This window comes from Halomonas sp. GD1P12 (assembly GCF_025725645.1).
In the GTDB taxonomy this organism is placed as follows: Bacteria; Pseudomonadota; Gammaproteobacteria; order Pseudomonadales; family Halomonadaceae; genus Vreelandella.
The window spans coordinates 615,912-642,434 of record NZ_CP107007.1; the positions used below are offsets into that span (position 1 = coordinate 615,912).

At 62.6% G+C, this 26,523-nt stretch carries 21 protein-coding genes and 2 tRNA genes; 18 read left to right on the forward strand and 5 right to left on the reverse strand.

Features of this window, described 5'->3' with window-relative positions:
- The first annotated feature begins 546 nt into the window (after window positions 1-546).
- On the forward strand, window positions 547-2,724 hold the full coding sequence (locus OCT39_RS02925) for a glycoside hydrolase family 3 protein (RefSeq protein WP_263586205.1): 2,178 nt from the start codon (window positions 547-549) through the stop codon (window positions 2,722-2,724).
- A gap of 413 nt (window positions 2,725-3,137) precedes the next feature.
- Here the strand turns inward: OCT39_RS02925 and OCT39_RS02930 are convergent, their stop codons facing one another.
- Window positions 3,138-4,841: a glycosyltransferase gene (locus OCT39_RS02930; RefSeq protein WP_263586206.1), complete on the reverse strand. Its 1,704-nt coding sequence runs from the start codon at window positions 4,839-4,841 to the stop codon at window positions 3,138-3,140.
- 178 nt (window positions 4,842-5,019) lie between these two features.
- Between OCT39_RS02930 and OCT39_RS02935 the strand changes: the two genes are divergently transcribed.
- Both OCT39_RS02935 and OCT39_RS02940 read left to right on the forward strand, forming a co-directional pair.
- Window positions 5,020-5,095, forward strand: a tRNA-Lys gene (locus OCT39_RS02935).
- Between the two features lie 75 nt (window positions 5,096-5,170).
- A tRNA-Lys gene (locus tag OCT39_RS02940) sits at window positions 5,171-5,246 on the forward strand.
- A 124-nt stretch (window positions 5,247-5,370) separates the two neighbouring features.
- Here OCT39_RS02940 and OCT39_RS02945 read toward each other — a convergent pair.
- Complete coding sequence (locus OCT39_RS02945; RefSeq protein ID WP_263586207.1) at window positions 5,371-6,831, reverse strand: M48 family metalloprotease; 1,461 nt, start codon at window positions 6,829-6,831, stop codon at window positions 5,371-5,373.
- Window positions 6,832-6,998: 167 nt separating this feature from the next.
- On the opposite strand from OCT39_RS02945, the gene OCT39_RS02950 reads away from it, so the two are divergent.
- Together OCT39_RS02950 and OCT39_RS02955 are read left to right on the forward strand one after the other, a co-directional pair.
- On the forward strand, window positions 6,999-7,283 hold the full coding sequence (locus tag OCT39_RS02950) for a sulfurtransferase TusA family protein (RefSeq protein ID WP_263586208.1): 285 nt from the start codon (window positions 6,999-7,001) through the stop codon (window positions 7,281-7,283).
- Window positions 7,280-8,395: an AI-2E family transporter gene (locus OCT39_RS02955; protein ID WP_263586209.1), complete on the forward strand. Its 1,116-nt coding sequence runs from the start codon at window positions 7,280-7,282 to the stop codon at window positions 8,393-8,395. Before OCT39_RS02950 ends, OCT39_RS02955 begins: the two co-directional genes overlap by 4 nt.
- 89 nt (window positions 8,396-8,484) lie before the next feature.
- On the opposite strand, the gene OCT39_RS02960 is transcribed toward OCT39_RS02955, so the two are convergent.
- Window positions 8,485-8,964 (reverse strand): peroxiredoxin, encoded by a 480-nt coding sequence (locus tag OCT39_RS02960; RefSeq protein ID WP_263586210.1) that lies wholly within the window; start codon window positions 8,962-8,964, stop codon window positions 8,485-8,487.
- Window positions 8,965-9,314: 350 nt separating this feature from the next.
- Here OCT39_RS02960 and dapA point away from each other — a divergent pair, with 350 nt between their 5' ends.
- From dapA to purC, 3 genes are all read left to right on the forward strand, one after another.
- Entirely contained in the window at window positions 9,315-10,199 is an 885-nt protein-coding gene (dapA, locus tag OCT39_RS02965) for a 4-hydroxy-tetrahydrodipicolinate synthase (protein ID WP_263586211.1), read from the forward strand.
- A 67-nt stretch (window positions 10,200-10,266) separates the two neighbouring features.
- On the forward strand, window positions 10,267-11,247 hold the full coding sequence (gene bamC / locus OCT39_RS02970) for an outer membrane protein assembly factor BamC (RefSeq protein ID WP_263586212.1): 981 nt from the start codon (window positions 10,267-10,269) through the stop codon (window positions 11,245-11,247).
- 27 nt (window positions 11,248-11,274) lie between these two features.
- A complete protein-coding gene (gene purC, locus OCT39_RS02975) occupies window positions 11,275-11,991 on the forward strand; it encodes a phosphoribosylaminoimidazolesuccinocarboxamide synthase (RefSeq protein ID WP_263586213.1) in 717 nt (238 codons plus the stop codon).
- A gap of 17 nt (window positions 11,992-12,008) precedes the next feature.
- Here the strand turns inward: purC and tsaA are convergent, their stop codons facing one another.
- The gene (gene tsaA, locus OCT39_RS02980) at window positions 12,009-12,722 is read right to left on the reverse strand and encodes a tRNA (N6-threonylcarbamoyladenosine(37)-N6)-methyltransferase TrmO (protein ID WP_263586214.1); all 714 of its coding nucleotides are present in this window, start codon (window positions 12,720-12,722) and stop codon (window positions 12,009-12,011) included.
- A 128-nt stretch (window positions 12,723-12,850) separates the two neighbouring features.
- Between tsaA and OCT39_RS02985 the strand changes: the two genes are divergently transcribed.
- The 8 genes from OCT39_RS02985 (at window position 12,851) to OCT39_RS03020 (ending at window position 22,816) form a co-directional block, all read left to right on the forward strand.
- Complete coding sequence (locus tag OCT39_RS02985) at window positions 12,851-13,381, forward strand: GNAT family N-acetyltransferase (protein ID WP_263586215.1); 531 nt, start codon at window positions 12,851-12,853, stop codon at window positions 13,379-13,381.
- Between the two features lie 37 nt (window positions 13,382-13,418).
- Window positions 13,419-13,988 (forward strand): 1,6-anhydro-N-acetylmuramyl-L-alanine amidase AmpD, encoded by a 570-nt coding sequence (ampD, locus tag OCT39_RS02990; RefSeq protein WP_263586216.1) that lies wholly within the window; start codon window positions 13,419-13,421, stop codon window positions 13,986-13,988.
- Between the two features lie 428 nt (window positions 13,989-14,416).
- Window positions 14,417-17,089 carry a pyruvate dehydrogenase (acetyl-transferring), homodimeric type gene (gene aceE / locus OCT39_RS02995; protein WP_263586217.1) on the forward strand — a complete coding sequence of 891 codons (2,673 nt, stop codon included), beginning with the start codon at window positions 14,417-14,419 and terminating at the stop codon, window positions 17,087-17,089.
- A 56-nt stretch (window positions 17,090-17,145) separates the two neighbouring features.
- Complete coding sequence (aceF, locus tag OCT39_RS03000; RefSeq protein ID WP_263586218.1) at window positions 17,146-19,284, forward strand: pyruvate dehydrogenase complex dihydrolipoyllysine-residue acetyltransferase; 2,139 nt, start codon at window positions 17,146-17,148, stop codon at window positions 19,282-19,284.
- A 219-nt stretch (window positions 19,285-19,503) separates the two neighbouring features.
- Window positions 19,504-20,157, forward strand: a complete 654-nt coding sequence (gene adk, locus OCT39_RS03005) for an adenylate kinase (RefSeq protein WP_263586219.1) — start codon at window positions 19,504-19,506, stop codon at window positions 20,155-20,157.
- Window positions 20,158-20,263: 106 nt separating this feature from the next.
- On the forward strand, window positions 20,264-20,962 hold the full coding sequence (tsaB, locus tag OCT39_RS03010) for a tRNA (adenosine(37)-N6)-threonylcarbamoyltransferase complex dimerization subunit type 1 TsaB (RefSeq protein WP_263586220.1): 699 nt from the start codon (window positions 20,264-20,266) through the stop codon (window positions 20,960-20,962).
- Window positions 20,959-21,681 (forward strand): class I SAM-dependent methyltransferase, encoded by a 723-nt coding sequence (locus OCT39_RS03015; RefSeq protein ID WP_263586221.1) that lies wholly within the window; start codon window positions 20,959-20,961, stop codon window positions 21,679-21,681. Before tsaB ends, OCT39_RS03015 begins: the two co-directional genes overlap by 4 nt.
- A gap of 16 nt (window positions 21,682-21,697) precedes the next feature.
- The gene (locus OCT39_RS03020; RefSeq protein WP_263586222.1) at window positions 21,698-22,816 is read left to right on the forward strand and encodes a phospholipase D-like domain-containing protein; all 1,119 of its coding nucleotides are present in this window, start codon (window positions 21,698-21,700) and stop codon (window positions 22,814-22,816) included.
- Between the two features lie 38 nt (window positions 22,817-22,854).
- Here the strand turns inward: OCT39_RS03020 and OCT39_RS03025 are convergent, their stop codons facing one another.
- Entirely contained in the window at window positions 22,855-23,544 is a 690-nt protein-coding gene (locus OCT39_RS03025; RefSeq protein ID WP_263586223.1) for a YecA family protein, read from the reverse strand.
- Between the two features lie 85 nt (window positions 23,545-23,629).
- On the opposite strand from OCT39_RS03025, the gene OCT39_RS03030 reads away from it, so the two are divergent.
- Together OCT39_RS03030 and acs are read left to right on the forward strand one after the other, a co-directional pair.
- The gene (locus OCT39_RS03030; protein ID WP_263586224.1) at window positions 23,630-24,181 is read left to right on the forward strand and encodes a SprT-like domain-containing protein; all 552 of its coding nucleotides are present in this window, start codon (window positions 23,630-23,632) and stop codon (window positions 24,179-24,181) included.
- A gap of 164 nt (window positions 24,182-24,345) precedes the next feature.
- The gene (gene acs / locus OCT39_RS03035) at window positions 24,346-26,295 is read left to right on the forward strand and encodes an acetate--CoA ligase (RefSeq protein ID WP_263586225.1); all 1,950 of its coding nucleotides are present in this window, start codon (window positions 24,346-24,348) and stop codon (window positions 26,293-26,295) included.
- The last annotated feature ends 228 nt before the right edge of the window (window positions 26,296-26,523 follow it).

Genomic DNA, 26,523 nt, shown 5'->3' on the forward strand with positions numbered 1-26,523 from the left:
TATGGGACAGAATCAATTTTCTTTCCTCTGTGCCGGCGTTTAGGGTCTGCCCTAAAGCGCATTGGAAAGCTGTCGGGGAGTTAGCGCGTGCAGGTGGAGGAAAGCGTGCGACACGAAGGCTTCCTGCGCTGGTCAGGTTGAGCATCGCCTGGTTCTACGCTGACTGCCCCGTCTCAAGCTGCGACAAGCCCATCGATCGACGATCGCGGTCCTGGCACTCGGGAAGGTTTCGTGCGGCTTATTAAAGCCCCGGTCTCGGTGTAAGAGCGCCGTTTGGTGCGTTTCTCGGCCATTTCGGGCCGACAGACGGTTTGAGGACCGGCACTTCCATTTGCCCGGGAGTAATCCTTTTACCATAAAAGGCACCGTTCGTTGATCGAGTGAACGCAGTCATCCGATACCTTGAGCGCCGCGCGAATGGTGGACTCGATGTCGTCGCGTCTGTCGATATAGCCATGTCGCTATGAGCCCCTAACAAGAGGGGCCGAGGAAAATGATGTTCCGGATTGCAGGTTTGATGTGAGCTTTTATGGAGGAAAAAAACAAATGAAGACGATGTTGGTCGCCACGGCCGCGCTTGCTGCAGCCTTCAGCCTGCCTGCCCTGGGGCAATCACAGCCCGAGATCGGGACAAGGGCGCGCGCCATCCTTGATGTTGATGGCTTGCAGTTCCGCGACGCGAACGGGAACGGAAATCTGGACCCCTACGAGGATTGGCGCCTGCCGGTTGCTGACCGCGTCTCGGATCTTCTGGAGCGTATGTCAATCGAAGAGCGCGCCGGGATGCTGCTGATCGACACGCTGAACGCGGGCTGCGCCGGCACGACCGAGGGCACGCGGGCCGAGGAGATGATCGCAGAGCAGCACATGACCCGCTTCATTCTGCGCAACACCATCGCCGCTAAGGCGCAGACGTGCGACGGCCGCCCCTCGCGTAGCGGGTTCGACGTAACGGCGCGGCAGATGGCGGCTTTCGCTAACGCAGTGCAGGAGCTGGCCGAGACGCAGCCGTCCGGCATTCCTGTTCTGTTCAAGGACAATGCAAGAAATCATCGGGAAAGCGATCCACGTTTCGGCATCGGCGGCGGGGCCGGTGCGATGACCGCCTTCCCCAAGGAGCTTGGCATCGCTGCAGCGGTCCTGGGCACCGAGAGCATGGCGCCGGTCGAGGCGCTGACGCAGGTCACGGCAGCCGAATGGCGCGCGCTCGGGCTGCGAGGCATGTATGGTTACATGGCCGATCTGGCGACCGAGCCGCGCTGGCACCGTGTCCACGAGACCTTCGGGGAAGACAGCGATACGGTTGCGGACATCATGGAGGCGCTGGTGCTGGGCCTCCAGGGCGGCCCGGTCGACTCTGAGTCTGACGTCGCGCTGACGATGAAGCATTTCCCCGGTGGCGGGCCGCAGGAGCAGGGGCTGGACCCGCATTATTCGTTTGGTCAGCGCCAGGTCTATCCGTCGGGCGCTTTCGCCGCCCATCTCGCCCCCTTCCAGCGCGCGATCGATGCAGGGCTTGGCGCGATCATGCCCTATTACGGCGTCCCGGTCGATCTGACCCATGAAGGCGAGACCTTTGACGAGGTGGGTTTTTCCTTCTCGGCCCAGACCGTGAACGGTCTTTTGCGCGACCGGCTCGGCTTTCAGGGCTATGTCAACTCGGATACCGGCATCATCCAGTCCCGCGCATGGGGCTTTGCAGATGCCACCGTTCCAGAACGGGTCGCGCTGGCCATCAACAGCGGCAATGACGTGCTGTCGGGCTTTTCGGATGTCGGCGAGATCCTGGATTTGGTCGAAGCCGGCCTGATCGATGAGGCCCGCGTCACCGAGGCCGCCGGTCGTCTGCTGACCGAGCAGTTTGCCCTGGGCCTCTTTGAGAACCCCTATGTGGATGAGGACGCCGCTGGTGACATCGTTGCCGCGCCGGACCATCTGGCGCTTGCCGCGCAGGTTCATCGTGAATCGATTGTCCTGTTGCAGAACGATAACCTGTTGCCGCTTGCGCAGGGCGCGCAGATCTACGTGCTCAACGCCGATGCCGGGATGGCAGCGGAAGCGGGCTTCAAGGTCACGCAGGGCACTGCCGACGACGGACGCTCCTCGGCGGCTGACCACGACGCAGCGGTGATCCGAGTCTATGTTCGAAATACAGGCACCGGCGACTATCGCTCGAACGACCCGGAATGGGGGGCGAACCCCGAGCACCTGAACCCGAGAACAGGCGAGGTCTGGGGCGGCGAGGACAATTGCAACGTCACCCCCGATCTCAACGCCTCCTGCGCGGATGACGGACAGATTGGCGGTCCCGGTTCGCCTGCCTTGGGCTTGCTGTTCGGCGGCGCCCTGCCTTGGGAAGCCGACGCGCTGTCTTTCACGACCATGGCCGAGGCGCAGTCCTGGGACATCTTTCCGCCGCTTCCCGTGATCCGCGAGGTCATGAACGAGGTTGGAGCGCAGCGCACCATCATTGCGATCGACTTCCGCAACCCCTATGTTATCGACGCTGAAAGCGGCCTGCGCGATGCCGGTGCCTTGCTGGCCACTTTTGGTGCGGTTGACGATGCGTTGTTCGATGTTCTCTCGGGCCAGTTCGCGCCCGTGGGCCGGCTGCCCTTCGCCTTGCCAGATAACCTCGGTGCGGTGATCGAAAACGCTTCTGATGCGCCGGGATATGCGGCCGAGGACACGCTATTTCCCTTTGCTCACGGTCTGTCCTACTAAGTTTAGGCAAGCCAGGTCCGAGCCGCCGGCTCGGACCGTTAGGCGGTTTCATCATCCGGACGATCCATGCTGCCAGCGCCGAAACCTGACTGGGTGTACAACAAAAGCCGGGCCCAATCTTTCAGGCCTGCCTCCTTTGCTGACTCACGATCACCGACCCGGCGTTGGATCGCGATCGGGCGGCTGGACATCAATACCAGCGGCCTCTTGCTGTTCACCACCGACGGCTAACTCGCCAACCGCCTGATGCCCCCCTCCACCCAGTTCGAGCGCGAGTACGCCGCCCGGTACAGGCGATACGCAAGCCCAAGCGTCGCTGATTCCTCGGCGCTTACGCTCGCCTTTCACGCCCCGCTCGGGGCGTGAAGCAAGTCTTCACTCGATACCTCCGCTCAAATCCATTACCCATCCCCTTATCGAAAGCTTTCCATGATCGTCTCTTCCCAGCGTTTGGCGACGCTCGATGGGGAGAAGTGCGTTTTGAATCGAGCCCGCGCGTGGTCTCCCAAGCGGCGGGCCAGACCGGGCTCCACCACCAAACGGGTCAGGTGTTCGGCAAACGCGGTCGTGTCATTGGGCGCGACGAGAAAGCCGGTCTCATCGGAGACGATCATGTCAGACGGGCCGTAGCGGACATCGAAGGCGACCACCGGGCAGCGAAAGGCCATCGCCTCGAGCAGCGTCAGCGGGAACCCCTCCATCACGCTGGTCAAAATGGCGCACTGCGCGTCGCGATAGATGCTCGCGATGTCGTTGCAGTAGCCTTCGAGCACGACGTGGCGCTCGAGCCCCAATGCCTCGATGCGCGCTTTGATTTTGTCGCGCTCGCCGCCCTCGCCGTAAAGGTGCAGGCACACCTGCGGCGCGTGCTTCACGACCTCGGCCAGTATCTCGAGCGCCTTTAGGTGCTGCTTTTCCGGCGACAGGCGCGCCACGTAAACGATTTTATCCCGCTGGCTGGGCGGTCCTTCACCGTCGGCGCTTTTCAGTGCCTTGTAGGAGGCGCTGAGCGTGTGCGGCACCGTTACTACGTTTTGATCCGGGAACCGGCGCTTGACGTCCCGGGTTTGCACTTGGGTCAGCGCCACCACGCCATTCGGCGCGTCGTGGCCTTCCAGCAGGTCCCGGTAGTGGGTCTTGAGCTTGGTATCGAGCTCTTTACCCTGAAAGTGTGTGCTGTGCAGCGCGCCGAACACACGAATTTGCTTCTCTCGGTTTGCGCCTACCGGCGTGTCGCGCAAAAGCGCGGAGGCCTTGAACGTAAACTTGTTCTTGTCGTTGAGCAGCCACAGCCTCTCACTCTTCAGTCGCGTCGTCAGGGCGTTGAGTGCGTAAAGCGAAAAGTCCGTGCTGTCGCCCAAAAACGTGCACTGACCGAGGATGTGGTCGATCGCCCTCAAACCGGTGGCGGTGCTCTCGAAAGAAGCATGAGTGGGTTGAGAAAAAGACTGCCCCGTCGTGAGCGAGGCGTGTAGATAAAAGCCGGGTGCGAGCCTCTCTTCTGGCGAGGATTCGGTTCCCTCTCTTTCGAATACCCGAAAAAAAAGCGGCGTGCCCCAGGGGCTATAAAAGATTTCGTGAGTTCGTTGCCGGGAGTTGGGATCGTACAAGCGATGACTGCTGCGGTGTCCCGTGGTGTGGTAGATATCCGCCGCGACTTTCTGACCCTTCTCGAAGTAGTTGATGTGTATCAACTCGCCATGCTCTTTCGAGTAGACCTTGTAGGCAAAGAGCCGGCCCTGGCCGTTGAGGTAGCGCACGTCCTTGTGCCCTTCGACCGGGGCGGGGGTGTAACCGATGAAGCTCGGGTCGGTCGCTGGCGGGAGCGTGCCTTTGAGCTCGCTTACCGGCAGGGCAGGGTCGTCGAACCCCTGCAGGCAGTCGTAGAGGCCCTTGATGCGCGTAGCGCTGTGGTAACGCTCGCTACCCAGAAGTGCAGCGACGTTGCGCTGAAGCTCTGGGCGATACTGGAACGTCACGATCAAGGGATGAACGCCCAGTTCATCGATGAAAAGCGATGCCCTGGCCAGCGCCGAGTGTTCGATGCCGGTGAGCGTTTTGCCCATGTCCAGATTGAGAAACAGGATGTCGGTATCGTGCAGCGCGGGCTGTGCCATGATGGTCGCCTTGTCGTTTAGTCGGTAGCATGACCTTGAAAACGCATTGTCATGAACCCGGGGCGCAGCGACAAGGCTTGTGCTGTCTGGCAGCGAGCGGCGCGACTATTTTAACGGCGCTTGTCAAAAAGCCTTGCCACATCCCGGGTCGATCTGTACTATATGCATCCGTTCGAGGGGGTCGTTAGCTCAGTTGGTAGAGCAGTTGACTTTTAATCAATTGGTCGCAGGTTCGAATCCTGCACGACCCACCACCGACGCTGAAGGCGTTGGCCCTCAAGACTCGAACGCGATGCCGGTGCGGCAATGGCCGTACAACATGGCACTCTGGGTCGTTAGCTCAGTTGGTAGAGCAGTTGACTTTTAATCAATTGGTCGCAGGTTCGAATCCTGCACGACCCACCAGATTCGGCGCCCCTGACAGTCCACTGTCAGGGGCGTTTTCGTTCGTCTAGACGTTGTTCGATGCTTGTTTCTCTATCCGCGCCGTTACCGGCGCGCGATACCGCGTGGCTCGCGCGCTGGTTGGCTAGTTGAACGACGAAAGCGCCTCCCGGTAGTCGAGAAACGCTTCGCGGCGCTGGTCGATCAGTGCGACCAGCGGCGTGTCGCCTTCCTGCTGGGCCACGTTTTTGGCGATACCGAGCTGCTGAATGCCGCGATCCACCCGGCCTGTCAGCTGCAGGTACTCCGCCTGGGCCAGGTGCCCCCAGCCGTTGTGGCCGCTGCGCCCGGCGGCGGTGACCAGCAGATTAAAGCCCTGAGGATTTTCCGGGTAGCGTTCGGTGACGCGGCGTAGCAGATCGAAGGCCGCCTGCGGGTCGCGCTGCAGCTGCGCTTCGGCCAGAATCAGCTGCGCCGGCAGGTAGTTCGGCATGACGCGCAGCCAGCGCTCGGCCCGCGTGATCGCCTCGTCGATGCGGTTGGCCTCGAGCGCAACCTGGGCGCTCGAGGCGGGAATCATGGCGTAGTCCGGAAGCTCGGCGGCCAGCGCGTCGAGGCTTTGGAGCGCCGTGTCCACCTGGCCGCGGCGGGCGTCGATCAGCGCGCTCAAGTAGCGCCGCGCAGGCTCCTCGGCGCCGCCCTGGGCCAGGCGCGCCTGCGCCTGCTCCGGGGCGTTCTGGTAGAGGCTCAACAGCGCCCGGGCGCGCATCAGGTTGTAGAGGGTGTTGCTTTGGTAGCTGTCCGCCACGGTGAGCTGGGCCACGCGGGCCTGGGCGTCGCTCAGGCGACTGTCCGACACCGGGTGGGTGAGCAGAAACTCCGGCGGGGTGCCACCCTGCAGGCGCGCAAGGCGCTGCATCGAGGCGAACATGCGCACCATTGCCTCCGGGTCGAAACCGGCGGCGGCCATGGCCTGAAGGCCAACCCGGTCGGCCTCCTGTTCAAAGCGCCGCGAGTAGGCAAGCTGGTCCTGTATCAGCGCCGCCTGCGAGCCCATGGCGGTGGCAATACCCGCATCGCCACCGCCGCTGGCGGCGATCAGCATGCCGGCGAGCAGCCCCGCCAGAGCTGGCAGCTGGGTTTGGCCGGCACGCTCGCTGCCGCGGGCGTAGTGGCGCTGCGACAGGTGGCCAAGCTCGTGGGCAATGACCGATACGAACGCGCCTTCGTCCTCGGCAAAGGCGAAAAGCCCTGAATTGATCCCCACCACGCCGCCGGGCACGGCGAAGGCGTTGAGCGCGCGGTGATCGACCATCACCGTCGTGGTGTCCAGCCCGCCCAATTGGCTGTAGGGCGTTAGCCGGGTCACCACGCCTTCCAGGTAGTCGTTGGCGATGGCGTCCTGCCACTGGGGCGCCTGGGCGCGAAACTGCCGCAGCCAGGCGCGGCCCAGGCGAAACTCCTCGAGACTCGCCGAAGGCGAGGCGCCGCCCAGGCTCGGCAGCTGGCTGTTATCGAAGCCCTGGCCCTGGGCGGTGGGAAAAGCGCTTGCCAGTACCAGCGTAAACGCCAGGGCCGAGCGCTGCAGAAAACGACGGTGCGACATGGCATCCTCTTGTGGTCTTGCGGCTTGCATCCGTACCGCGGCCCGTTGGGCGGCGAGACGTTGATTCGAGCCGGGAAGTGCCGTTAAATCAAACGCGAAAGCGCATCGGTGAACACCAGGTTTATGTCACAATGCCAGCTTTGCCCAGGCATTTTAAGGGAGTCACCATGACCGATGATGAAGGGTGTGACCAAAAGGCGCCAGTGCCGCTTGCGCCGGACGCGGTCGTCGACGCCTGTGGGCTCGCCTGTCCGCTGCCACTTTTGAAGACCAAACAGGCGTTGGCCTCGATCGCGTCCGGCCAGCTGCTGGAAGTCGTGGCTGACGACCAGGGCTCGTGGCGCGATATTACCTCGTTCACCGAGCAAAGCGCCCACACGCTCGAAGGGCGTGAGCAAAGAAGCGGTCATTATCATTTCTGGATACGCAAGGCGGGAGGTTCATCCCTATGACCATGCGCAGCATCCTGAAAAGCTGGGTAGAGCGCTACTTCTCCGACGAAGAGGCGCTGATTCTGCTGCTCGTGCTGGTGACCGGGTTTGCCGCGATCATCTGGTTCGGGCGCATGCTGGCGCCGTTTTTCACCGCGCTGGTGCTGGCCTTTCTGCTTCAAGGCGTGGTGAACATCTTCACCCGTCGCGGCGTGCCGCATCTGCTGGCGGTGATTCTCGTCTTTGTGGTGTTCGTCGGGGCGCTTTTGACCCTGGCGTTCTTTTTGATGCCGCTGATCTGGAACCAGCTCGTGGGGCTTGCGCAGGAGTCGCCGCGCATGTTCGCCAGCGGCCAGGCCTGGCTCGACGATCTTCAGGCGCGCTACCCCAACCTGATCACTCCGGATCAGATGCAGAACTGGGTGGGCGTGGCCAGTCGCGAGATCAGTCAGCTTGGCCAGCGCGCGCTGACCCTATCGCTAACCTCGCTTGGCAACGTGATGTCGATCATCATCTACCTGGTGCTGGTGCCGATTCTGGTGCTGTTCATGCTCAAGGACCGCGAGCAGCTGGTAGGGTTCATCCTCTCGCTTTTGCCGCAAAAGCGCACGCTGTTGACGCGCATCTGGCGCGAAATGGATCACCAGATCGCCAACTATATTCGCGGCAAGTCGATCGAGATCATCATCGTCGGCACGGTGGCGTTTTTCACCTTCACGCTGTTTGGGCTGCCCTATACCGCGCTTTTGTCCGTGCTGGTCGGCTTTTCGGTGCTGGTGCCGTTCATTGGCGCCGCGGTGGCGACCCTGCCCGTGGCGGCGGTGGCGGGGTTTCAGTTCGGCTTGAGCGAGCAGTTCGCTTACGTGATTCTGGCCTACGGCGTCCTTCAGGCGCTGGATGGCAACGTGCTCTCGCCGATTCTGTTCTCAGAGACCAATAATATTCATCCGGTCTCGATCATCGTCGCGGTGCTCTTTTTCGGCGGCATCTGGGGCTTCTGGGGGGTGTTCTTCGCCATTCCCTTGGCCACGCTCTTGAAAGCGCTGGTTTACGCCTGGCCGCGCCGAACTGATTTACAGCCAACGCCTTTGGATAACGCGATCCTGACCGAGGACCGTACGCCGCTACGCTAGCGAGCGCCAAAGTTGGTCAGCGCCCAAACGAGTAGCGCCCGCCCGATTGGGCGGGCGCTTGCGTTAAAGCGCTCTCTTTAAAGCGGCTATCAAGAGGCTTGCTGGTCGAGCGCCTGGGCCTTTTCCAGCACCTCGTCCACATGGCCGGGCACCTTGACGCCGCGCCACTCGTGGGCCAGCACGCCCTGCTTGTCGAGCAAAAACGTGCTGCGCTCGATCCCCAGGTGCTCCTTACCGTACATCTTCTTGAGCTTGATGACGTCAAATAGCTGGCACACGGTTTCGTCCTTGTCGGAGATCAGCTCGAAGTTGAAGTCCTGTTTGGCCTTGAAATTCTCCTGGGCACGCAGGCCGTCGCGGGAAACACCGATGACGACCGTGTTGGCCGCCTTGAAGCTTTCCATACGATCGCGAAAGTCGCCGCCTTCGGTGGTGCAGCCCGGCGTGCTCGCCTTGGGATAGAAGTAGATCACCACCTGCTGGCCCTCGAGGCTCGAAAGCTCGACGGTGGTATCGCCGGTGGCGGGGGCGCTGAAATCCGGGACGGGTTTGCCTAATTCCACGGCCATGAGCGTGCTCCTGTTTTTCAAGTTCGTGTTCTCAAGTGAATGTTATCAAGTGAGTGTCGTGAAGTGAGAGTCGTGAAGTGAGAGTCGTGAGATGAGCGCTCGATTACACGCAACGCGGCGCGCCGTGTCAAAGCCTGATCGGGCCCGGAAGGGCGGCTTGCGCAAACTCGCCGCGCTTTACGCTGTACAGGCTCGAATCCGCTGAGTACCATTTGCCCCTTGAGCGTGGCGGTCGAGGGCAGGGCGCAGGCAGTGCGATGCGCCGTGAAACGATGATCGATTCAACACGACGATTTTTGCAACGATGCGCCCGGGCGACCGGGCGCCGCTATCAGGTGAGGAATAGACGGATGATCACAGGCAGCATAGTCGCCCTGGCGACGCCAATGAAGGTCAATGGCGATATCGACTGGGAGGCGTTACGTCGTCTGGTGAACTTCCACCTTGAGAACGGCACCGACGCCATCGTCGCCGCGGGCACCACCGGCGAGCCCACCACCATGTCCTTTGCCGAGCACTTCGACGTCATTCGAAGCGTGGTGGAAGAGGTCAATGGGCGTATTCCGGTCATCGCCGGCACCGGCGCCAACGCCACGTCCGAGGCGGTCGAGCTTGCCCGCTACGCCAGCGAAGTCGGCGCGGACTACTGCCTGTCGGTCTGCCCTTACTACAACAAGCCCACCCAGGAAGGCCTCTACCAGCACTTCAAGGCGGTGGCCGAGGGCAGCAAGCTGCCGGTCATCATGTACAACGTGCCGGGGCGCACCTGTTCGGATCTCTACAACGAAACCGTGGTGCGGCTGGCCGAAGTCGACAATATCATCGGTTTGAAGGACGCCACGGGGAACCTTGAGCGCGCCGAGGATCTAATTGCCCGCTTGAAGGGCAGCGATTTCATGCTCTACTCCGGCGACGACGCGACCGCTTGTGACTTCATGCTGATGGGCGGCCACGGCGATATTTCGGTCACCGCCAACGTGGTGCCCAACGCCATGCACGAGCTGTGCACCGCGGCGGTCAACGGCGACAGCGAGAAAGCGCACCAGATCAACACGCGCCTGATGCCGCTGCACACCAACCTGGGCATCGAGGCCAACCCGATCCCGGTCAAGTGGTCGCTCCACCGCATGGGCTACATGGACGCCGGCATTCGCCTGCCGCTGACCTGGCTTTCGGAAAAATACCACGCCACTGTGAGTGAAGCGCTGCAGTTGGCAGGCGTCGTCGAGGAGTGATCCGCGGCGTCCGACCCCTGGGCCCGGCCAGTGCCGGGCGAGAGAACTGTTGACTTAAGGTGGCTTGATGAGCTCCATGCTTGAAAGACCCGCGCTGAAATGGATACCGCTGACGCTCGTAATGGGGGTAGCGCTTGCCGGCTGCGCCCGCGAAGGCTTTTACGACGACCGTAACCTCGACTACACCGACGTGCGGCCCGCGCCGCCGCTGGTGTTGCCGGAGAGTCGCAACACGCAGCGCTATAACGACGCCATGCCGGTGCCCCAGGCCGCGCTACAGGGAAGCCGGGTCGACGGCGCCGCCGATGTCGCGCCGCCGCCGTCGCTTTCGATGGGCAGCGGCCTGCAGCCGGAGTTCGTCGAGCGCCGCCAGGTCGGCAGCGACGTCTGGCTGGTCGTGGCCGCCGACACCGGCGCGGTCTGGCCGCAGCTGGAAGCCTTCGCCCAGAGCCGGGGGTTGGGGATTCAACGAAGCGACGCCAACCAGGGCGTGATCGAAACGAACCAGGCGACGCTGTCGCTGCAAAGCGCGCTGCGTGCCGGCAGCAGTGAAGTCCGCTGCGAGCAGGGTGGGCGCAGCGTAGCCAACTGCCTCGATGCGCTGGAAGAGTACCTGGGCGCGCGCAGCGCGACCGCCAGCGCCTCCTCCTGGAACGCCCAGCGGCTTTCCAACGCGCGCACGGTCGAGATCCGCCAGCAAAACGGTGCCTGGGAAGTGGCCATCCCGCAGACCGCCGAGCGCGTCTGGGCCGAGCTCGACCACTACCTGACGCTCGATTTCACCGTCGAAAACCGTCGCGAGCTGCTCGAGAAGTCGCCGGAAAACTATTCGTTTTTGGTCAACTACATGACCGCCTCGGAAGAGAGCCGTAACCCGATCGAGGTCGTTTTCAGCCGCGACGTTCGCCGCATGACCCAAAACATTCGCCTGGTGCTCGAGCCTCAGGGAAATCAGAGCGTGCTGCGCGCGATCAACGAAAGCGATCGCGAGCTAAGCGCTGACGACCAGCGTGAACTACTCGAGCGCGTTTCCGGCTACCTGCGCTAACGTTTTTTATTCTATTTCGGAGCTTGTATGGAAAAGCGTGACGAACTCTACGCTGGCAAAGCAAAATCGGTTTACACCACCGATGACCCGGACCTGCTGGTTCTGACGTTTCGCGACGACACCAGCGCCTTCGATGGCAAGAAAAAGGAGTCGCTGGCGCGCAAGGGCATGGTGAACAACGTTTTCAACGCCTTCATCATGGAGCGTCTGGAAGAAGCCGGTATTCCGACCCACTTCGAAAAGCAGCTCTCTGATACCGAGAGTCTGGTCAAGAAGATGGACATGATCCCGGTGGAGTGCGTGGTGCGTAACGTCGCCGCTGGCGGCCTGGTCAAGCGGCTGGGCATCGAGGAGGGCAGCGAGCTCACTCCGCCCACCTTCGAGCTGTTTTTGAAAAACGATGAGAAGGGCGACCCGATGATCAACGAATCATTGGCGGAAACCTTCGGCTGGGCGAGCCCTGAGCAGCTCGCTCAGATGAAAAAGCTCACCTTCAAGGTCAACCAGGTGCTCAAGCAGCTTTTCGCCGAAGGCGATATGATACTGGTCGACTATAAGCTCGAGTTCGGCGTGTTCAAGGGCGAAGTCGTACTCGGCGACGAGTTCTCCCCGGACGGCTGCCGCCTGTGGGACGCCAACACCCGCGAGAAGATGGACAAGGACCGCTTCCGTCAGGGCCTGGGCGGCGTGATCGAGGCCTACGAGGAAGTCGGCCGCCGGCTCGGCATCACCTTTCCCGCCTAAACGCTGACGTCCAAGCGCTACGGCCTGTACGGCTCGATCGCCACCACCTCCAGGGTGGTGGCATCTGCTTCAAGGCCACGAAATTTCACGTCCACATCGCGAAGGCGCACCCCGTAAATGCGGGCCGTGTCGGCATGGTAGGCCGGACGCGGGTCCTGGCCGATCACCTGCTCGATCAGCGCGTGAAGCGAGGCGCTGTCAGTGCGCAGGCTTAGCGCCTCGCGCGCCGCCACGCCAAACACCACTCGCTTGAGCGCCGGCGCCTCGGGGGCGAAGCCCGCCCGCGCCTGGGGCTGCGACTCCGCCCAGGGCAGGTAGGGTTTGATGTCCACGACCGGCGTGCCGCTGACCAGATCGCACCCCGTCAGGTGCAGGCGCACGCCGGCGTCAAGCTCGATGCCTGCCAGCTCGACCAGCGAAAGCCCCAGCCGGTTGGGGCGGTGGGTACTGCGGCTGGCGAACACACCGACCTTCTGGTTGCCGCCAAGGCGCGGCGGGCGCACCAGCGGCGTCCACCGCTGCGGACTCTGGTGGAAAACGAAGCTCAGCCACAGGTGGCTGAACGCCTCGAGCCCGCGCACCGCGAGCGGGTCGTTGTAGGGCGGCAACAGCTCGAGGCTCGCCCGCGCCGCAGGGGCCAGCCCCGGCTGGCGCGGAATGCCGAACTTGTCCGGATAGTCGCTGGTGATGACCCCGAGGGTGGTAAGCGAATGAGTCGCGGCGTTGTGCATCGCGTAACCTTGTGCTGAGATGAACGCTTGAAAAATGGCGGGCTAAAGTCGGCCCGCTGTAAATGACCCAGTATAAACCCTGCCATTTCACCGCGCGCGTTTGGCGCCCTGTCTGTCCGAGGTAGTGCATGTCGACCCACCACGAGCCCTCATCCTCGAAGCCCGCCGCCGCCCGAATCACCTACCGCCAGGCGCTGTCGCGCGATGCCGGGGATCAGGCCGAAGTGTTCTATCACGCGGTGATGCAGGGCGCCTCCGGTCACTATGGCGTGGCCGAGCGCGAGGCCTGGGCCTGCGCGCTGCCGCGCGAGGCGAGTGCCTGGGCGGCGCGCCACGCGTTCTACACCACGATCGTGGCGGTGTGTGACGGGCGCTGCGTTGGCTTTTTGGAGCTTGACGTTAAAAACGCGCGCATCGTGACGCTCTACGTCTGGCCATCGCTTGCCGGGCGCGGCATTGGTAGCACTTTGCTGATCCACGCCGAGCGGCTGCTGCTCGAACAGGGCGCCGGGCGAGTCGATATCGAGGCGAGCCTGGTGCTGTTCGAGCGTCTGGAGCGCCGCGGGTTCGAAAACCACGGCGAGCAGTGGGTCGAGCGTGGCGGACAGTGGCTCAAACGCTACCGCATGAGCAAGGCGCTCAGCGCTGTCGAGACCTGAGTCGCCGATGTTTAGCCCGTCAAAGGAGTACGCTCTCGTGACTCAGTCCGAAAGGCCCGGCGTCTGGCCCGGCGCCCGCCCGGTCGACTCGCCCAACCAGGATGCCCGCGAGAAAGGAGAGGTGTCGCTTCTGGTGATTCACGCCATTAGCCTGCCGCCTGGCGAATTCGGCGGCCCCGCTATCGAGGCGCTGTTCACCAACACGCTCGACCCAAACGCGCACCCGTTTTTCGAGACGATCGCGCACCTTCGCGTCTCGGCGCACTTTTTGATTCGCCGCGAAGGCGCTTGCGTGCAGTTCGTCGATACCGACCACCGCGCTTGGCACGCCGGCCGCTCGCGCTGGTTCGACCCGCGCTTGAGCGCCGCGCGCGAGGCGCTCAACGACTTCTCCGTCGGCGTCGAGCTCGAAGGCGACGGCGAGCACCCGTTCACCCGCGCCCAGTACGAACGCCTGGCGACGCTGACGCGCTGGCTGATGGCGCGCTACCCGCTACTCAATGAGCAGCGCATCACCAGCCACGCTCACGTGGCACCGCTTCGAAAGCAGGACCCGGGCCCATGTTTCGATTGGGCTTACTATCGTCAGTGCCTTTCACGTTCGTGACCTGCGTCAGAAAACGCGCACTTGCCGGTGTGAAAAAGGTGCGAGCGCACCAAAGTAATTCATTCCCAAGAGAATAAAACGGTAGTTTGACTACAATTTGGCGTTCTAGAGGCTTTGGAAATGCCTTCCAAAAGCATTATGTTGCGGTGCAATATGTTGTTTTGGATGGAATTTCCATTGCGTGATAATTGGCAGAATAGCGACTTTGCGGTATCTTCTCTATACAAAAGGCTAACCTGTATGGCCCCTGTGTAGCGCTGCTACATTCAAGCGCCATTAACCTCGCTAGCGCTGAATGTAGAACCCAAAACCTGTCAGACACGCAAGCTCGGCCTCACTATCGGCCCTGGCGGCTCAACGTCGCAGCCGCCCCATCCCCAAAAGGGTAGCGGGCGTATTGTCATTTATCGTCATTCGGAGAGACCTCTATGAGTCTGGAGACAAGAGAAGATCTCGATCCGGTCGAAACCACGGAGTGGCTTGAATCCCTGGAATCGGTACTGGATCGTGAGGGCGAAGATCGCGCCCGCTACCTGATGACCCGCCTGGCGGATCGTATGCGTCGGGACGGGATGAAGGTGCCCTTCTCGGTGACGACCCCGCACCGCAACACCATTCCGGTTCATCGCGAAGCGCAGATGCCGGGCGATCTGTTCATGGAGCGGCGCATCCGCTCGCTAATTCGCTACAACGCGATCGCTCAGGTCATCCGTAACAACCGCGCAAACCCGGGGCTGGGCGGCCACATCGCAAGCTTCATGTCCTCGGCCACACTCTATGATGTGGGCTTCAACCACTTCTTCCGTGCCGCAAAAGACGACTTCGCAGGCGACTTGGTCTACATTCAGGGCCACGTGGCGCCGGGCATCTACGCACGCTCCTACCTGGAAGGGCGTCTCTCTGAAGAGCAGATGGACAGCTTCCGCCAGGAAGTCGACGGCGACGGCCTCTCCTCCTACCCGCACCCCTGGCTGATGCCGGAGTACTGGCAGTTCCCGACGGTTTCCATGGGGCTGGGCCCGATTCAGGCGATCTATCAGGCACACGTGATGAAGTATCTGCATCATCGCGAGCTCAAGAACATGTACGACCGCAAGATCTGGTGCTTCATGGGCGACGGTGAGTGCGACGAGCCGGAATCCCTGGGCGCGATTTCGTTGGCCGGGCGTGAAAACCTCGACAACCTGATCTTCGTCATCAACTGCAACCTTCAGCGCCTCGACGGCCCGGTGCGCGGCAACTCCCGCGTGATGGACGAGCTCGAAGGCGTGTTCCGCGGCGCCGACTGGAACGTGATCAAGGTCGTCTGGGGCCGTCACTGGGACCCGCTGTTCGAAAAGGACAAGAAGGGCGTTCTGCAAAAGCGCATGGACGAAGCCGTCGACGGCGAGTACCAGAACTACAAGGCCAACGGTGGCGCGTATACCCGCGAGCACTTCTTCGGCAAGTACCCGGAAACCGAGGAGATGGTCAAGGACCTCTCCGACGAGGACATCTGGAAGCTTAACCGCGGCGGCCACGACCCGTTCAAGGTCTACTCGGCCTATCACGAGGCGGTGAACACCCAAAACGGCAAGCCCACCGTCATCCTGGCGCACACCGTCAAGGGTTACGGCATGGGCGCCGGCGACGGCGAAGCGGCCAACGAGGCCCACCAGGTCAAGAGCATGGAGTACGAGGCGCTGAAGAAATTCCGCGACCGCTTCGGTATTCCGCTGTCTGACGAGCAGCTCAAGGAAGTGCCGTACTACAAGCCCGAGGAGGACTCCCCGGAGCTCAAGTACATGCACCTGCAGCGCGAGCGCCTGAACGGCTACCTGCCGGCGCGCCAAAGCGATTTCGAAGCGCTCGAGATTCCGAGTCTCGAAGACAAGACCTTCGCCTCGCAGCTCGGCGGCTCCAAGGGCCGCGAAGTCTCCACCACCATGTCCTTCGTTCGCGTATTGAACGGCCTGGTCAAGGACAAGAAACTCGGCAAGTACGTCGTGCCGATCATTCCGGATGAGGCACGTACCTTCGGCATGGAAGGCATGTTCCGCCAGCTGGGTATCTATTCGGCCGCCGGCCAGAAGTACGAGCCGGTCGATAAAGGCCAGATCATGTACTACCGCGAGGACCAGAAAGGTCAGGTGCTCGAGGAAGGCATTACCGAGGCGGGCGCGATGTCGGCCTGGATGGCGGCCGCGACCTCCTACAGCAACAACCACGTCACGCTGTTGCCGTTTTACATCTACTACTCGATGTTCGGCTTCCAGCGCATTGGCGATCTGGCCTGGGCGGCCGGCGACCTGCAGGCGCGCGGCTTCATGGTCGGCGGCACTGCAGGGCGCACCACGCTCAACGGCGAAGGGTTGCAGCACCAGGATGGCCACAGCCTGATCCAGGCCTCGACCATTCCGAACTGCAGAAGCTACGATCCGACCTACGGTCACGAAGTCGCCGTCATCGTTCAGGACGGTTTGAAGCGCATGTTCACCGACAAGGAGAACTGCTTCTACTACCTGACCGTGATGAACGAGAACTACGAGCATCCGGAACTCGAGGACGTGCCCACCGAGGACATCGTCAAGGGCATGTACCTGCTGCGCGAAACGAAGGGCGACAAGGGCCGCGTTCAGCTGCTGGGCTCCGGCACGATCCTGCGCGAAGTCGAAGCCGCTGCCGAGCTTCTGGCCGAGGATTGGCATGTAGGCGCCGACATCTGGAGCGTCACCAGCTTCAACGAGCTGCGCCGCGAAGCGCTGACGCTGGACCGCGAAGCCTTCCTGAACCCGGATGCCGAGGTGCAAAAGCCGCACGTCACCAAGTGCCTGGAAGGGCGTGAGGGACCGGCGATCGCCTCAACGGACTACATGAAGCTTTACGCCGACCAGGTGCGCGCCTGGGTGCCCACCGAGTACACCGTGCTGGGCACCGACGGGTTCGGTCGCTCCGACACCCGCGAGAAGCTGAGAAGCTTCTTCGAGGTGGATCGTCACTTCGTCGTGGTCGCCGCTCTGCGCGCGCTTGCCGAGCGTGGCGATATCGAACGCAAGCTGGTAGGCGAGGCGATCGCGAAGTACGGCATCGACGCCAGCAAGCCTAACCCGCTGATCAGCTAAACCGCAGTCCGGCGGGGTGACCCGCCGGCTCGATCCGATTTGGAAGGAGCGCGACCTTGAGTAGCGAAATCATCAAAGTTCCCGATATCGGTGGCGATACCGATGTCGAAATCATCGAGATTGCGGTGTCAGAAGGCGACGTCATCGAAGCGGAAGACGCCCTGATCACGCTGGAATCCGACAAGGCCAGTATGGACGTGCCCTCGCCCAAGGGCGGCAAGGTCATCAAGGTGCTGGTCAAGGAAGGCGATAAGGTCTCCGAAGGCGACGACATCGTCGAGCTGGAAGTCGAGGGTGACGATAGCGACGACGATCAGGCCGAGGACGACCAGGACGCCGACGCCGACGATCAGAGCGATGACGATCAAGGCGACGATGGCCAGAGCGACGACGAGCCGCCGAAAAGCGACTCCTCCGGCAGCGCCGAAAAGTCCAGCGGCGGCAAAAAAGCCGGCGGCAAGCAGACCGTGGACATCGTGGTCCCGGATCTGGGAGGCTCTGAAAACGTCGAGATCATCGAAGTCGCGGTCAGCGAAGGCGACAGCGTCGACGCTGAAGACGCGCTGATTACGCTCGAATCCGACAAGGCGTCGATGGACGTGCCGAGCCCGCACGGCGGCAAGATCGTATCGCTTACCGTCAAGGAAGGCGACACCGTCTCCGAAGGCGACGTGATCGGTCAGATCGAGATCGAAGGCGAAGGCGATGACGACGACACTGATGACAGTGTCGACGACGAGCCCCAGGCCTCCACCGATCAAGACGACGTCGCGACGCCAGACGCCGAAGAGGGCGAAGACGAGGACGACGGCGACGACGAGAGCGGCGCGACCGAGCGCAAGGAAGTCCGCGTGCCGGATCTTTCCGGCGCCTCGGACGTACCGGTCATCGAGCTTGCCGCCTCTGTCGGCGATGAGATCAACGAAGAAGACGCGCTGATCACGCTCGAGTCCGACAAGGCGTCGATGGACGTGCCGAGCCCCTACAAGGGCAAACTGGTCGAACTCAGTGTCAAGGAGGGCGACACCGTCTCCGAAGGCGACGTCATCGCCTACATCGAAGTCGCTTCCAGCGGCGGCAAGAAGTCTGCCAAGAAGCAGGAGAAGAAAGCCGCCCCTGACAAGCAGGCCGAGGGCAGCGCCAAAAAGTCCGAAGCGAAGTCCGACAGCGGCAAAAGCAAGGGCGGCGACAAGAGTGGCAAGAGCGAAAGCGCCGGCGGCTCACCAAGCCCCGAGGCGGCCATGGCGGCGCACAAGCCCCGCGATGGCAAGCTCGTGCACGCCGGCCCCGCGGTGCGCATGCTCGCCCGCGAGTTTGGCGTCGATCTCGAGCTGGTCAAGCCCAGTGGCCCCAAAGAGCGCATCCTGAAAGAGGACGTGCAGGCCTACGTCAAGCAGGCGCTTGCCGAGAAGGGCAGCGCCCCGGCGCAGTCCGGTGCTCAGGCGCCGAGCGGCGGCGCGGGTATTCCGGCGGTGCCGGAGGTCGACTTCAGCCAGTTCGGCGAAGTGGAAGAGAAGCCGATGGGGCGTCTGCTCAAGATGGGCGCGACCAATCTGCACAGAAGCTGGCTCAACGTGCCCCACGTGACCCAGTTCGACGAGGCGGACATCACCGAGCTCGAGAACTTCAGAAAGTCGATGAAGGCCGAAGCCGAAGCCCAGGGCGCCAAGCTCACGCCGCTGCCGTTTCTGGTCAAGGCGTGCGCCTTTGCGCTCAGGAAGTTCCCGCAGTTCAACGTCAGCCTCAAGGGTGACGGCGAGACGCTGGTGTGGAAGAAGTACGTCCACATCGGTATCGCCGTGGACACTCCGGAAGGCCTGATGGTGCCGGTGCTGCGCGATGCCGACAAGAAGTCCCTGATCGACATCGCGAAAGAGATGGCCGAGCTTGGCAAGAAGGCGCAGAGCAAGAAGCTCAAACGCGACGAGATGACCGGCGGCTGCTTCACCATTTCGAGCCTGGGCTCGATTGGCGGCACGGCGTTCACGCCGATCGTCAACGCGCCGGAAGTAGCGATTCTGGGCGTTTCGAAGTCGCAGATGAAGCCGGTCTGGGACGGCGCCGCCTTCCAGCCGCGTTTGATGATGCCGCTGTCGCTCTCCTATGATCACCGCGCGATCAACGGGGCCGACGCTGCGCGCTTCACCGCGTTTTTGGCCGACGTACTGACCGACATCCGCCGCCTGCTGCTCTAAGCGCGCAGCGACGGATGGCAAGCGGCGCCCATTTTTATGGGCGCCGCTTGCGTTTTGATTCTTTAGGCAGTGACCCGGCGCCCACCAGGCAAAAAAAGCCGCTCTCTGAGGCTTTTGGAGAGTTGTGCCGCTGGGGTCGCGCGGTTATTGTCTTTGCATTCTCTTTTTACTTTGAATGCTATCCACCTTTGCACGTTTTACGACTCGAGGAGCAGTGCCATGCGTTTGATCTTGTTGGGTGCCCCAGGCGCGGGTAAGGGAACCCAGGCCCGATTCATTTGCGAGCGGTTCAAGATTCCGCAGATCTCTACCGGCGACATGCTCCGCACGGCGATCAAGGACGGCACCGAGCTTGGTTTGAAAGTCCAGGAAATCATGAAGACCGGCGGCCTGGTGTCCGATGACATCATCATTGCCCTGGTGAAAGAGCGCATCAGCCAGCCCGACTGCGAGAACGGCTTTCTGTTCGACGGCTTCCCCCGCACCATTCCCCAGGCCGACGCGATGCGTGAAGGCGGCGTGAAGATCGACCACGTGCTCGAAATCGCCGTGCCGGACGAAGAGATCGTCGACCGTATGGCCGGTCGCCGCGTGCATCCGGCCTCTGGCCGCGTCTACCACATCGACCACAACCCGCCGAAAGAGCCGGGTAAGGACGACGTCACCGGCGAGGCCCTGATCCAGCGCGAGGACGATCAGGAATCCACCGTGCGCAACCGCTTGTCGGTCTATCACGATCAGACCGAGCCGCTGGTGGACTACTACCAGCAGTGGGCCCAGACCGAGCCGGACGCCGCGCCGCAGTATCACCGTGTGAAAGGCGTGGGCAGCGTCGCCGATATTACCCAGCAGGTGAAAGACGCGCTAAGCTAACCCTCACTACGCGCCGACGCTCGCCGCCGGCGCCGCTTCTTTTTCGAGTATCGAAGGCCGGGCGTTACGCGCTCGCGCCTTTTGCCGTTTGGAGTATCAAGTCGCCATGTCGTCATACCTTCTCGCCCTGGACGCCTCGTCGAGCGCCTGTTCAGCGGCGCTGATTCGCGCCGAAGGCGAGCATCGCGAATGCCTTTCGCGCTTCGAGCACACCCCGCGCGCGCATACCAAACGGCTTTTGCCGATGATCGACGAGGTGCTGGGGGAAGCAGGTATTACACCGAAAGAGCTCGATGGCGTCGCCTACGGCCACGGGCCGGGGTCGTTCACCGGCCTGCGTATCGCCGCCGGTACCGCCCAGGGGCTCGCCTTCGGGCTCGACTGCCCGCTGGTCGGGGTGTCGACGCTGGAGGCGCTGGCACTCCAGGCCCATCGGCGCTATCACTTTCGCCATATCGTCACCGCCCTGGATGCGCGCATGGGCGAGGTCTACACCGCCGCTTGGCGCTGCGGGGAGGATCTGGCGAGCCTTTGCGATGACGAGGTCGTGATCGATCCTGCCCGCGTCATTCTGCCGGACCAGCAAACCGACTGGGTCGGAGTGGGCTCGGGCTTCGCGCTCTGGGATCAGTTCGACGATCTCTTGAAGGCGAGTATGACGCAGCACCTGACAGATCTCGAACCGCGGGCCGAGGAGATGGCCTGGATTGGCCTGCGCGGGCTTAATGCCGGCGCTGGCCGCGCGCCCATCGAGGTGCAGCCGGTGTACCTGCGAAACGACGTGGCCTGGAAAAAGCCCGCGTGAGCGCAGACCCGGATCAGAGCGTGTGCGCACTGCCCGACGGGCTTGCGCTTCAAACCGTGGATGGGCGGCTGGCGCTGTGCGGCGACCCTAAGGTGTTTGGCCACCCGCTCAGCGTGGACTTCGTGGGCGGCAAGGCGGGGCACCGGCGCCAGTTCGGCGGCGGGCGCGGCCAGCTCGTGGCCAAGGCGTGCGGGCTTGCCAAAGGCGTGACGCCGAGTATCGTGGACGCGACCGCCGGGCTTGGCCGCGACGCTTTCGTGCTGGCGAGTCTTGGCGCGCCGGTGCTTTTGATCGAGCGGGTGCCGGCAATCGCCGCGCTATTAAAAGACGGCCTGGAGCGGGCGCTGATCGATGCCGAGGTGGGAGAGATCGCTGCGCGCATGACGTTACAGCAGGGCGACAGCGCCACTTTGCTTGCCGCGTTGATCGAAGAGGCGGCGTTCGAAGCTCAGGTGATTCATCTCGACCCGATGTTCCCCCACCGCGACAAATCGGCGTTGGTGAAAAAGGAGATGCGCCTTTTCCAGCGGTTGGCCGGCAGCGACGACGACGCGCCCAGGCTTTTGGAGCAGGCGCTGGACGTCGCCACCCACCGGGTGGTGGTCAAGCGCCCGCGCAAGGCGCCGCCCATCGAGGGGCCAACGCCCAACCATACGCTGATGGGCAAGACCAGCCGCTACGATCTCTACGTGCATCGCTCGCTTGCCAAATCACGCTAACGCCCAAGGAGTCGCCATGTCGCCTCTATGGCGCGACGGTAATCGCTTCACCCTGCTGCCGGAAGCGGCGGTGTTTCTGCCCAACATGCTCGAGACGATCGACACCGCCGAGCACTACGTGCTGGTCGAACTCTACCTGATGGAGTCCGGCGAGCTCGCCGACCGGCTGAGCAAAGCGCTGATCGACGCCTGCGCTCGCGGCGTGAAGGTCTACCTGCTGCTCGATGGCTACGGCGCCATGGGGCTTGAAAACGCGGACCGCACGCGGCTGATGCAGGGCGGCGTGGCGCTGGCGTTTTTCAACCCCCTGGGGCTTCACTCGCTGGCGCGCAACCTGAGTCGCGATCACCGAAAGATCGTGGTGGTCGACGGGCGCGTAGCGTTCACCGGCGGCTTCGGCGCGGTGGACGAATTCCTCAAGGCCTGGTACGAGATCGCGGTACGGGTAGAAGGCCCGGCAGTGGCGGACTGGGAGGCGCTGTTTCGAAGGCTATGGCGCTCGACGCTGACCCGCCATGACAAACAGAGCCCACGCCCGGCGCTTGCCCCGCGCCTGGCGCCGCCGCACTTCGAGGACGGCGCGTTTGGGCGAGTGATGCCGGCGCGCGGCTACCGCTACCAGGCGATTCGCCACTCGCTGCATGCTCAGGTGCGCGGCTCGAAAACCAGGCTCTGGCTCTGCACCCCGTACTTCGTGCCCACCTTTGCGCTTAGACGGCGGCTCGCCCGGGCGGCCAGGCGGGGCGTGGACGTGCGCCTGCTGCTGCCGGGGCAAAAGCACGACCACCCGGGTGTGCGCTACGCGGGGCAGCGCTTTTATCAAGCGCTATTGAAAGCCGGGGTGCGCATCTTCGAGTTCCAGCCGACCTTCATTCATGCCAAGTTCGTGCTGGTAGATGACTGGGTGAGCATCGGCTCCTGCAACTTCGATCACTGGAATCTTCATTACAACATGGAGGCGAACCAGGAGATTCGCTCGCTCGCCATGGCGGAAGAAGTGCAGGCGCTGTTCGAGCGTAACTTCGCCGCAAGCGACGAGGTCGACGCCCACGCCTGGGCGTCCAGACCCTGGCCCCAGCGCGTGCGAGAGTGGCTTTACGGGCTGCTGGATGCGGTGGTAACGCGCCTGAAATAGCTCTTTGGCTGAAATAGCTCCCTGGCTGAAATAGCGCCCTAGCGCTTTTGACCCTTGGGCGGCTTTTTACCGCCGGCGGGCTTTTTCGGCCGTGGTTTGGGCTTGGCTGTTTCCGGCGGTACGCGGTAGTGCAGGTACAAGTCGAGCACGAGTTCCGGCAGCTGGCCGACCAGCTCTTCCTGGCGGGCGGTATCCTTTGAAAGCTCCACCATGTCCGGCTCGTCGTCGAAAAGCCCCGACAGCAGCATGAAGGGCAGTAGCAGCGTGGCGGCGGCCTCTTCGTCGTCCTGGAACCAGGCCGCTTCGTCGCTGAACACCGCTTCCATGAAGCCGGCACACCAGTCGCCGATGGGCGTCTCTTCCGGGGCGATGCCATCGAGAGTCAGCTCGAACGGCAGCTCCGGAAGCCCACCCTGCTCCAACACGCTGATTGCGTTGTCGCGAAGCCGGGTCAAAAGCGCAGTGATCTCCTCGCGCTCGGCGTCACTCTGGTAGTCGGGCTCGCCCTGGAAAAGCTCCTCGAGCCAGGCCTCGACGGGCTGCTCGCTGGGGGCGACAGCCAACGCCACCAGAAAACCGTGGGCGGAGATCAGATCCAGCGCATCCTCACCCACCTGGTCGGAGTCGAGGAAGTCGTCGAGCCGGTCGAGCTCATCGTCGGCCAGCAGCGGCTCCGGTGGAAGCTGCTCGGCGTGGTCACTGCTCGCATCAGAAGGCGGCTTTGCCATAAAAGGCCTCGTTCGATCGGTTTTGAGAAATTCGGCGCGAGCGCTCACACTCATGAGCGTCACTTCAAGGGTCAGTTTATCATCAATGAGCCGTTCACCACTGCCCGCCTGGTCGCCCGAGCGATTAAACGCGCTGAGCGCGCGCGAATTGCTCGAGGCCGCGCAAACCCGCGTCGATGAGACGCTTATCCTGGCCCGCGAGGTTCACCCGGCGCTGCCCGCCCCGAAGGTGTGGTTCGATTTGAAAGGCGCCAGCGCCGGCCAGGCGCACCTGGGCCGGGGCGGGCTGCGCTTCAATCAGGCGCTGCTGCTGGATAACCGTCAGGCGTACTTCGACGAGGTCATCCCCCACGAAATGGCCCACTGGCTGGTGTTTCACCTGGAAAACGGCCCGCGGCTCAAGCCCCACGGGCGCGAGTGGCAAACCGTAATGCGCAAGCTTTATGGTCTCGCACCCAGGGTCACCCATCGCTTCGATATCGCGCACAGCCAGCGCCGGCCCTACCACTACCGCTGCGACTGCCAGAGCCACTATTTCACCGGCCAGCGCCACGCCCAGGCGCGCCGGGGGCGGCGCTACGCGTGTAGAAAATGTGGCACAGCGCTTCGCTTTATTGTTGAAAGTGAACCAAAATAGAGCATTAAGCATCTGTTTTATATGGCAAATTGGCTACTACCAATGTCTAAGAGGAAGGGGCCTTAAGTAGGTTTATGCTGAATCATCAAAAAGGCAAGCCACGCTCAGAGCGCTGTGGCTTAACGTTTTAAAATCCCTGCATTTTCACGGATCGAGGCTGTGTCATGAGCGAGCATAAAAACGTCTATCCGGTGCGCGATCACATCGCTTCCAACGCGTGGGCCGATCAGAAAACCTATCAGGCCCTTTATCAGCGCTCCATCGACGACCCGGAAGGCTTCTGGGCCGAACAGGCCAAGCGGCTCGAGTGGATCAAGGCGCCGAGCACGATCAAGAACACTTCCTTTGCCCGCGACAATGTCGATATCCGCTGGTTCGAGGACGGCACGCTCAACGTCGCCGCCAACTGCCTCGACCGCCACCTGGAAAAACGTGGCGATCAGACCGCGATCATCTGGGAAGGCGACGACCCGAAAGACTCCAAGCACATCACCTACCGCGAACTTTTTGAGCGCACCAACCAGCTCGCCAACGCGCTGAAATCGCTCGGGATCGAGCGCGGCGATACGGTGACGCTCTACATGCCGATGATTCCCGAAGCCGCCATGGCGATGCTCGCCTGCGCGCGCATCGGCGCGGTGCACTCGGTGGTCTTCGGCGGTTTCTCCCCGGATGCCGTCGCCCAGCGCGTGATCGGCGCGGACTCCAAGCTCGTCATCACCGCCGATGAGTCGGTGCGCGGCGGCAAGCAGGTACCGCTGAAAGAGAACGTCGACGCCGCGCTGACCCGCGACGGCACCGACGTGTGCAAGAACGTGCTGGTGGTCAAGCGCACCGGCGGCGACATCGAGTGGAATGAAGGCCGCGATCTCTGGTTCGATGAACTGGTCGATCAACAGTCCACCGAGTGCGAGCCCGAGGCGATGGGTGCGGAGGACCCGCTGTTCATCCTCTACACCTCCGGCTCCACCGGCGCGCCGAAAGGGCTCAAGCACACCACCGGCGGCTACCTGGTCTACGCCTCCATGACCCATCAGTACGTGTTCGATTACCAGGAAGGCGAGGTCTACTGGTGCACCGCGGACGTCGGCTGGGTCACTGGCCACAGCTATATCGTCTACGGGCCGCTCGCCAACGGCGCGACCACGGTGATGTTCGAAGGCGTACCGAGCTACCCAAGCCATGGGCGTATCGGTGAGATCGTCGACAAGCACAAGGTCAACATCCTCTACACCGCGCCAACGGCGGTGCGCGCGCTGATGGCCCACGGCGATGGCGTGATGGATTCGAGCTCGCGGGAGTCGCTGCGCATTCTCGGCTCGGTAGGCGAGCCCATCAACCCGGAAGCCTGGGAGTGGTTTTACCGCGTCATCGGCGACGAGAAATGTCCGATCGTCGATACCTGGTGGCAGACCGAAACCGGCGGCATCATGATCGCGCCGCTGCCAGGCGCGACGGATCTCAAGCCCGGCTCCGCGACCAAGCCGTTTTTCGGCGTGAAGCCGGCGTTGGTCGACAACGAAGGTAATATTCTCGAAGGTGCCACCGAAGGCAATCTCGTCATTCTGGATGCCTGGCCTGGCCAGGCGCGCTCGATCTGGGGCGATCACGAGCGCTTCGTGCAGACCTACTTCTCGACCTACGACAACATGTATTTCACTGGCGACGGCTGCCGGCGCGACGAGGACGGCGATTACTGGATCACCGGCCGGGTCGACGACGTGCTCAACGTCTCCGGCCACCGCATGGGCACCGCCGAAATCGAGTCGTCGCTCGTGGCGCATAGTGCCGTGGCCGAAGCCGCGGTCGTGGGCTTCCCCCACGACATCAAGGGCCAGGGTATCTACATCTACGTCACCGTCAACGACGGCGTCGATGCCACGGACGAGCTCAAGAAAGAGCTCACTCAGTGGGTGCGTAAGGACATCGGCCCGATCGCCTCGCCGGACGTGATCCAGTGGGCGCCGGGGCTGCCCAAGACCCGCTCGGGCAAGATCATGCGCCGGATTCTTAGAAAGATCGCCGCCAACGAGTGCGACGGTCTGGGCGACACCAGTACGCTGGCCGACCCCTCGGTCGTGGATGATTTGATCGAGCACCGCGCATCGAAGTAGCGTTTCACGCAGGGCGGCGGTTCAAGCGCCAGCGAAACGCACGCGCTAACGCGTCAGCTATGTTAAGTTGAACGCAGGTCATAACCGCTCGGGTGCCGGCTTCACGCCGGCACCGCTTTTTTAGCGCCAGACCACCTGTGATAAATTGTGCGTGGTGGTGCTTTTGTATCTCAAAGCCCATGGGGTACCATGCTTCAACCGAATGAGCCAGTCGCTGCGGCGAAGACT

What these genes read in the sequence shown, in the direction of transcription:
- OCT39_RS02925 (WP_263586205.1), top strand. Translation starts at nt 547, where the DNA reads ATGAAGACGATGTTGGTCGCCACGGCCGCGCTTGCTGCAGCCTTCAGC.
- OCT39_RS02930 (WP_263586206.1), bottom strand. Translation starts at nt 4,841, where the DNA reads ATGGCACAGCCCGCGCTGCACGATACCGACATCCTGTTTCTCAATCTG.
- OCT39_RS02945 (WP_263586207.1), bottom strand. Translation starts at nt 6,831, where the DNA reads ATGTCGCACCGTCGTTTTCTGCAGCGCTCGGCCCTGGCGTTTACGCTG.
- OCT39_RS02950 (WP_263586208.1), top strand. Translation starts at nt 6,999, where the DNA reads ATGACCGATGATGAAGGGTGTGACCAAAAGGCGCCAGTGCCGCTTGCG.
- OCT39_RS02955 (WP_263586209.1), top strand. Translation starts at nt 7,280, where the DNA reads ATGACCATGCGCAGCATCCTGAAAAGCTGGGTAGAGCGCTACTTCTCC.
- OCT39_RS02960 (WP_263586210.1), bottom strand. Translation starts at nt 8,964, where the DNA reads ATGGCCGTGGAATTAGGCAAACCCGTCCCGGATTTCAGCGCCCCCGCC.
- dapA (WP_263586211.1), top strand. Translation starts at nt 9,315, where the DNA reads ATGATCACAGGCAGCATAGTCGCCCTGGCGACGCCAATGAAGGTCAAT.
- bamC (WP_263586212.1), top strand. Translation starts at nt 10,267, where the DNA reads ATGAGCTCCATGCTTGAAAGACCCGCGCTGAAATGGATACCGCTGACG.
- purC (WP_263586213.1), top strand. Translation starts at nt 11,275, where the DNA reads ATGGAAAAGCGTGACGAACTCTACGCTGGCAAAGCAAAATCGGTTTAC.
- tsaA (WP_263586214.1), bottom strand. Translation starts at nt 12,722, where the DNA reads ATGCACAACGCCGCGACTCATTCGCTTACCACCCTCGGGGTCATCACC.
- OCT39_RS02985 (WP_263586215.1), top strand. Translation starts at nt 12,851, where the DNA reads ATGTCGACCCACCACGAGCCCTCATCCTCGAAGCCCGCCGCCGCCCGA.
- aceE (WP_263586217.1), top strand. Translation starts at nt 14,417, where the DNA reads ATGAGTCTGGAGACAAGAGAAGATCTCGATCCGGTCGAAACCACGGAG.
- adk (WP_263586219.1), top strand. Translation starts at nt 19,504, where the DNA reads ATGCGTTTGATCTTGTTGGGTGCCCCAGGCGCGGGTAAGGGAACCCAG.
- tsaB (WP_263586220.1), top strand. Translation starts at nt 20,264, where the DNA reads ATGTCGTCATACCTTCTCGCCCTGGACGCCTCGTCGAGCGCCTGTTCA.
- OCT39_RS03020 (WP_263586222.1), top strand. Translation starts at nt 21,698, where the DNA reads ATGTCGCCTCTATGGCGCGACGGTAATCGCTTCACCCTGCTGCCGGAA.
- OCT39_RS03025 (WP_263586223.1), bottom strand. Translation starts at nt 23,544, where the DNA reads ATGGCAAAGCCGCCTTCTGATGCGAGCAGTGACCACGCCGAGCAGCTT.
- OCT39_RS03030 (WP_263586224.1), top strand. Translation starts at nt 23,630, where the DNA reads ATGAGCCGTTCACCACTGCCCGCCTGGTCGCCCGAGCGATTAAACGCG.
- acs (WP_263586225.1), top strand. Translation starts at nt 24,346, where the DNA reads ATGAGCGAGCATAAAAACGTCTATCCGGTGCGCGATCACATCGCTTCC.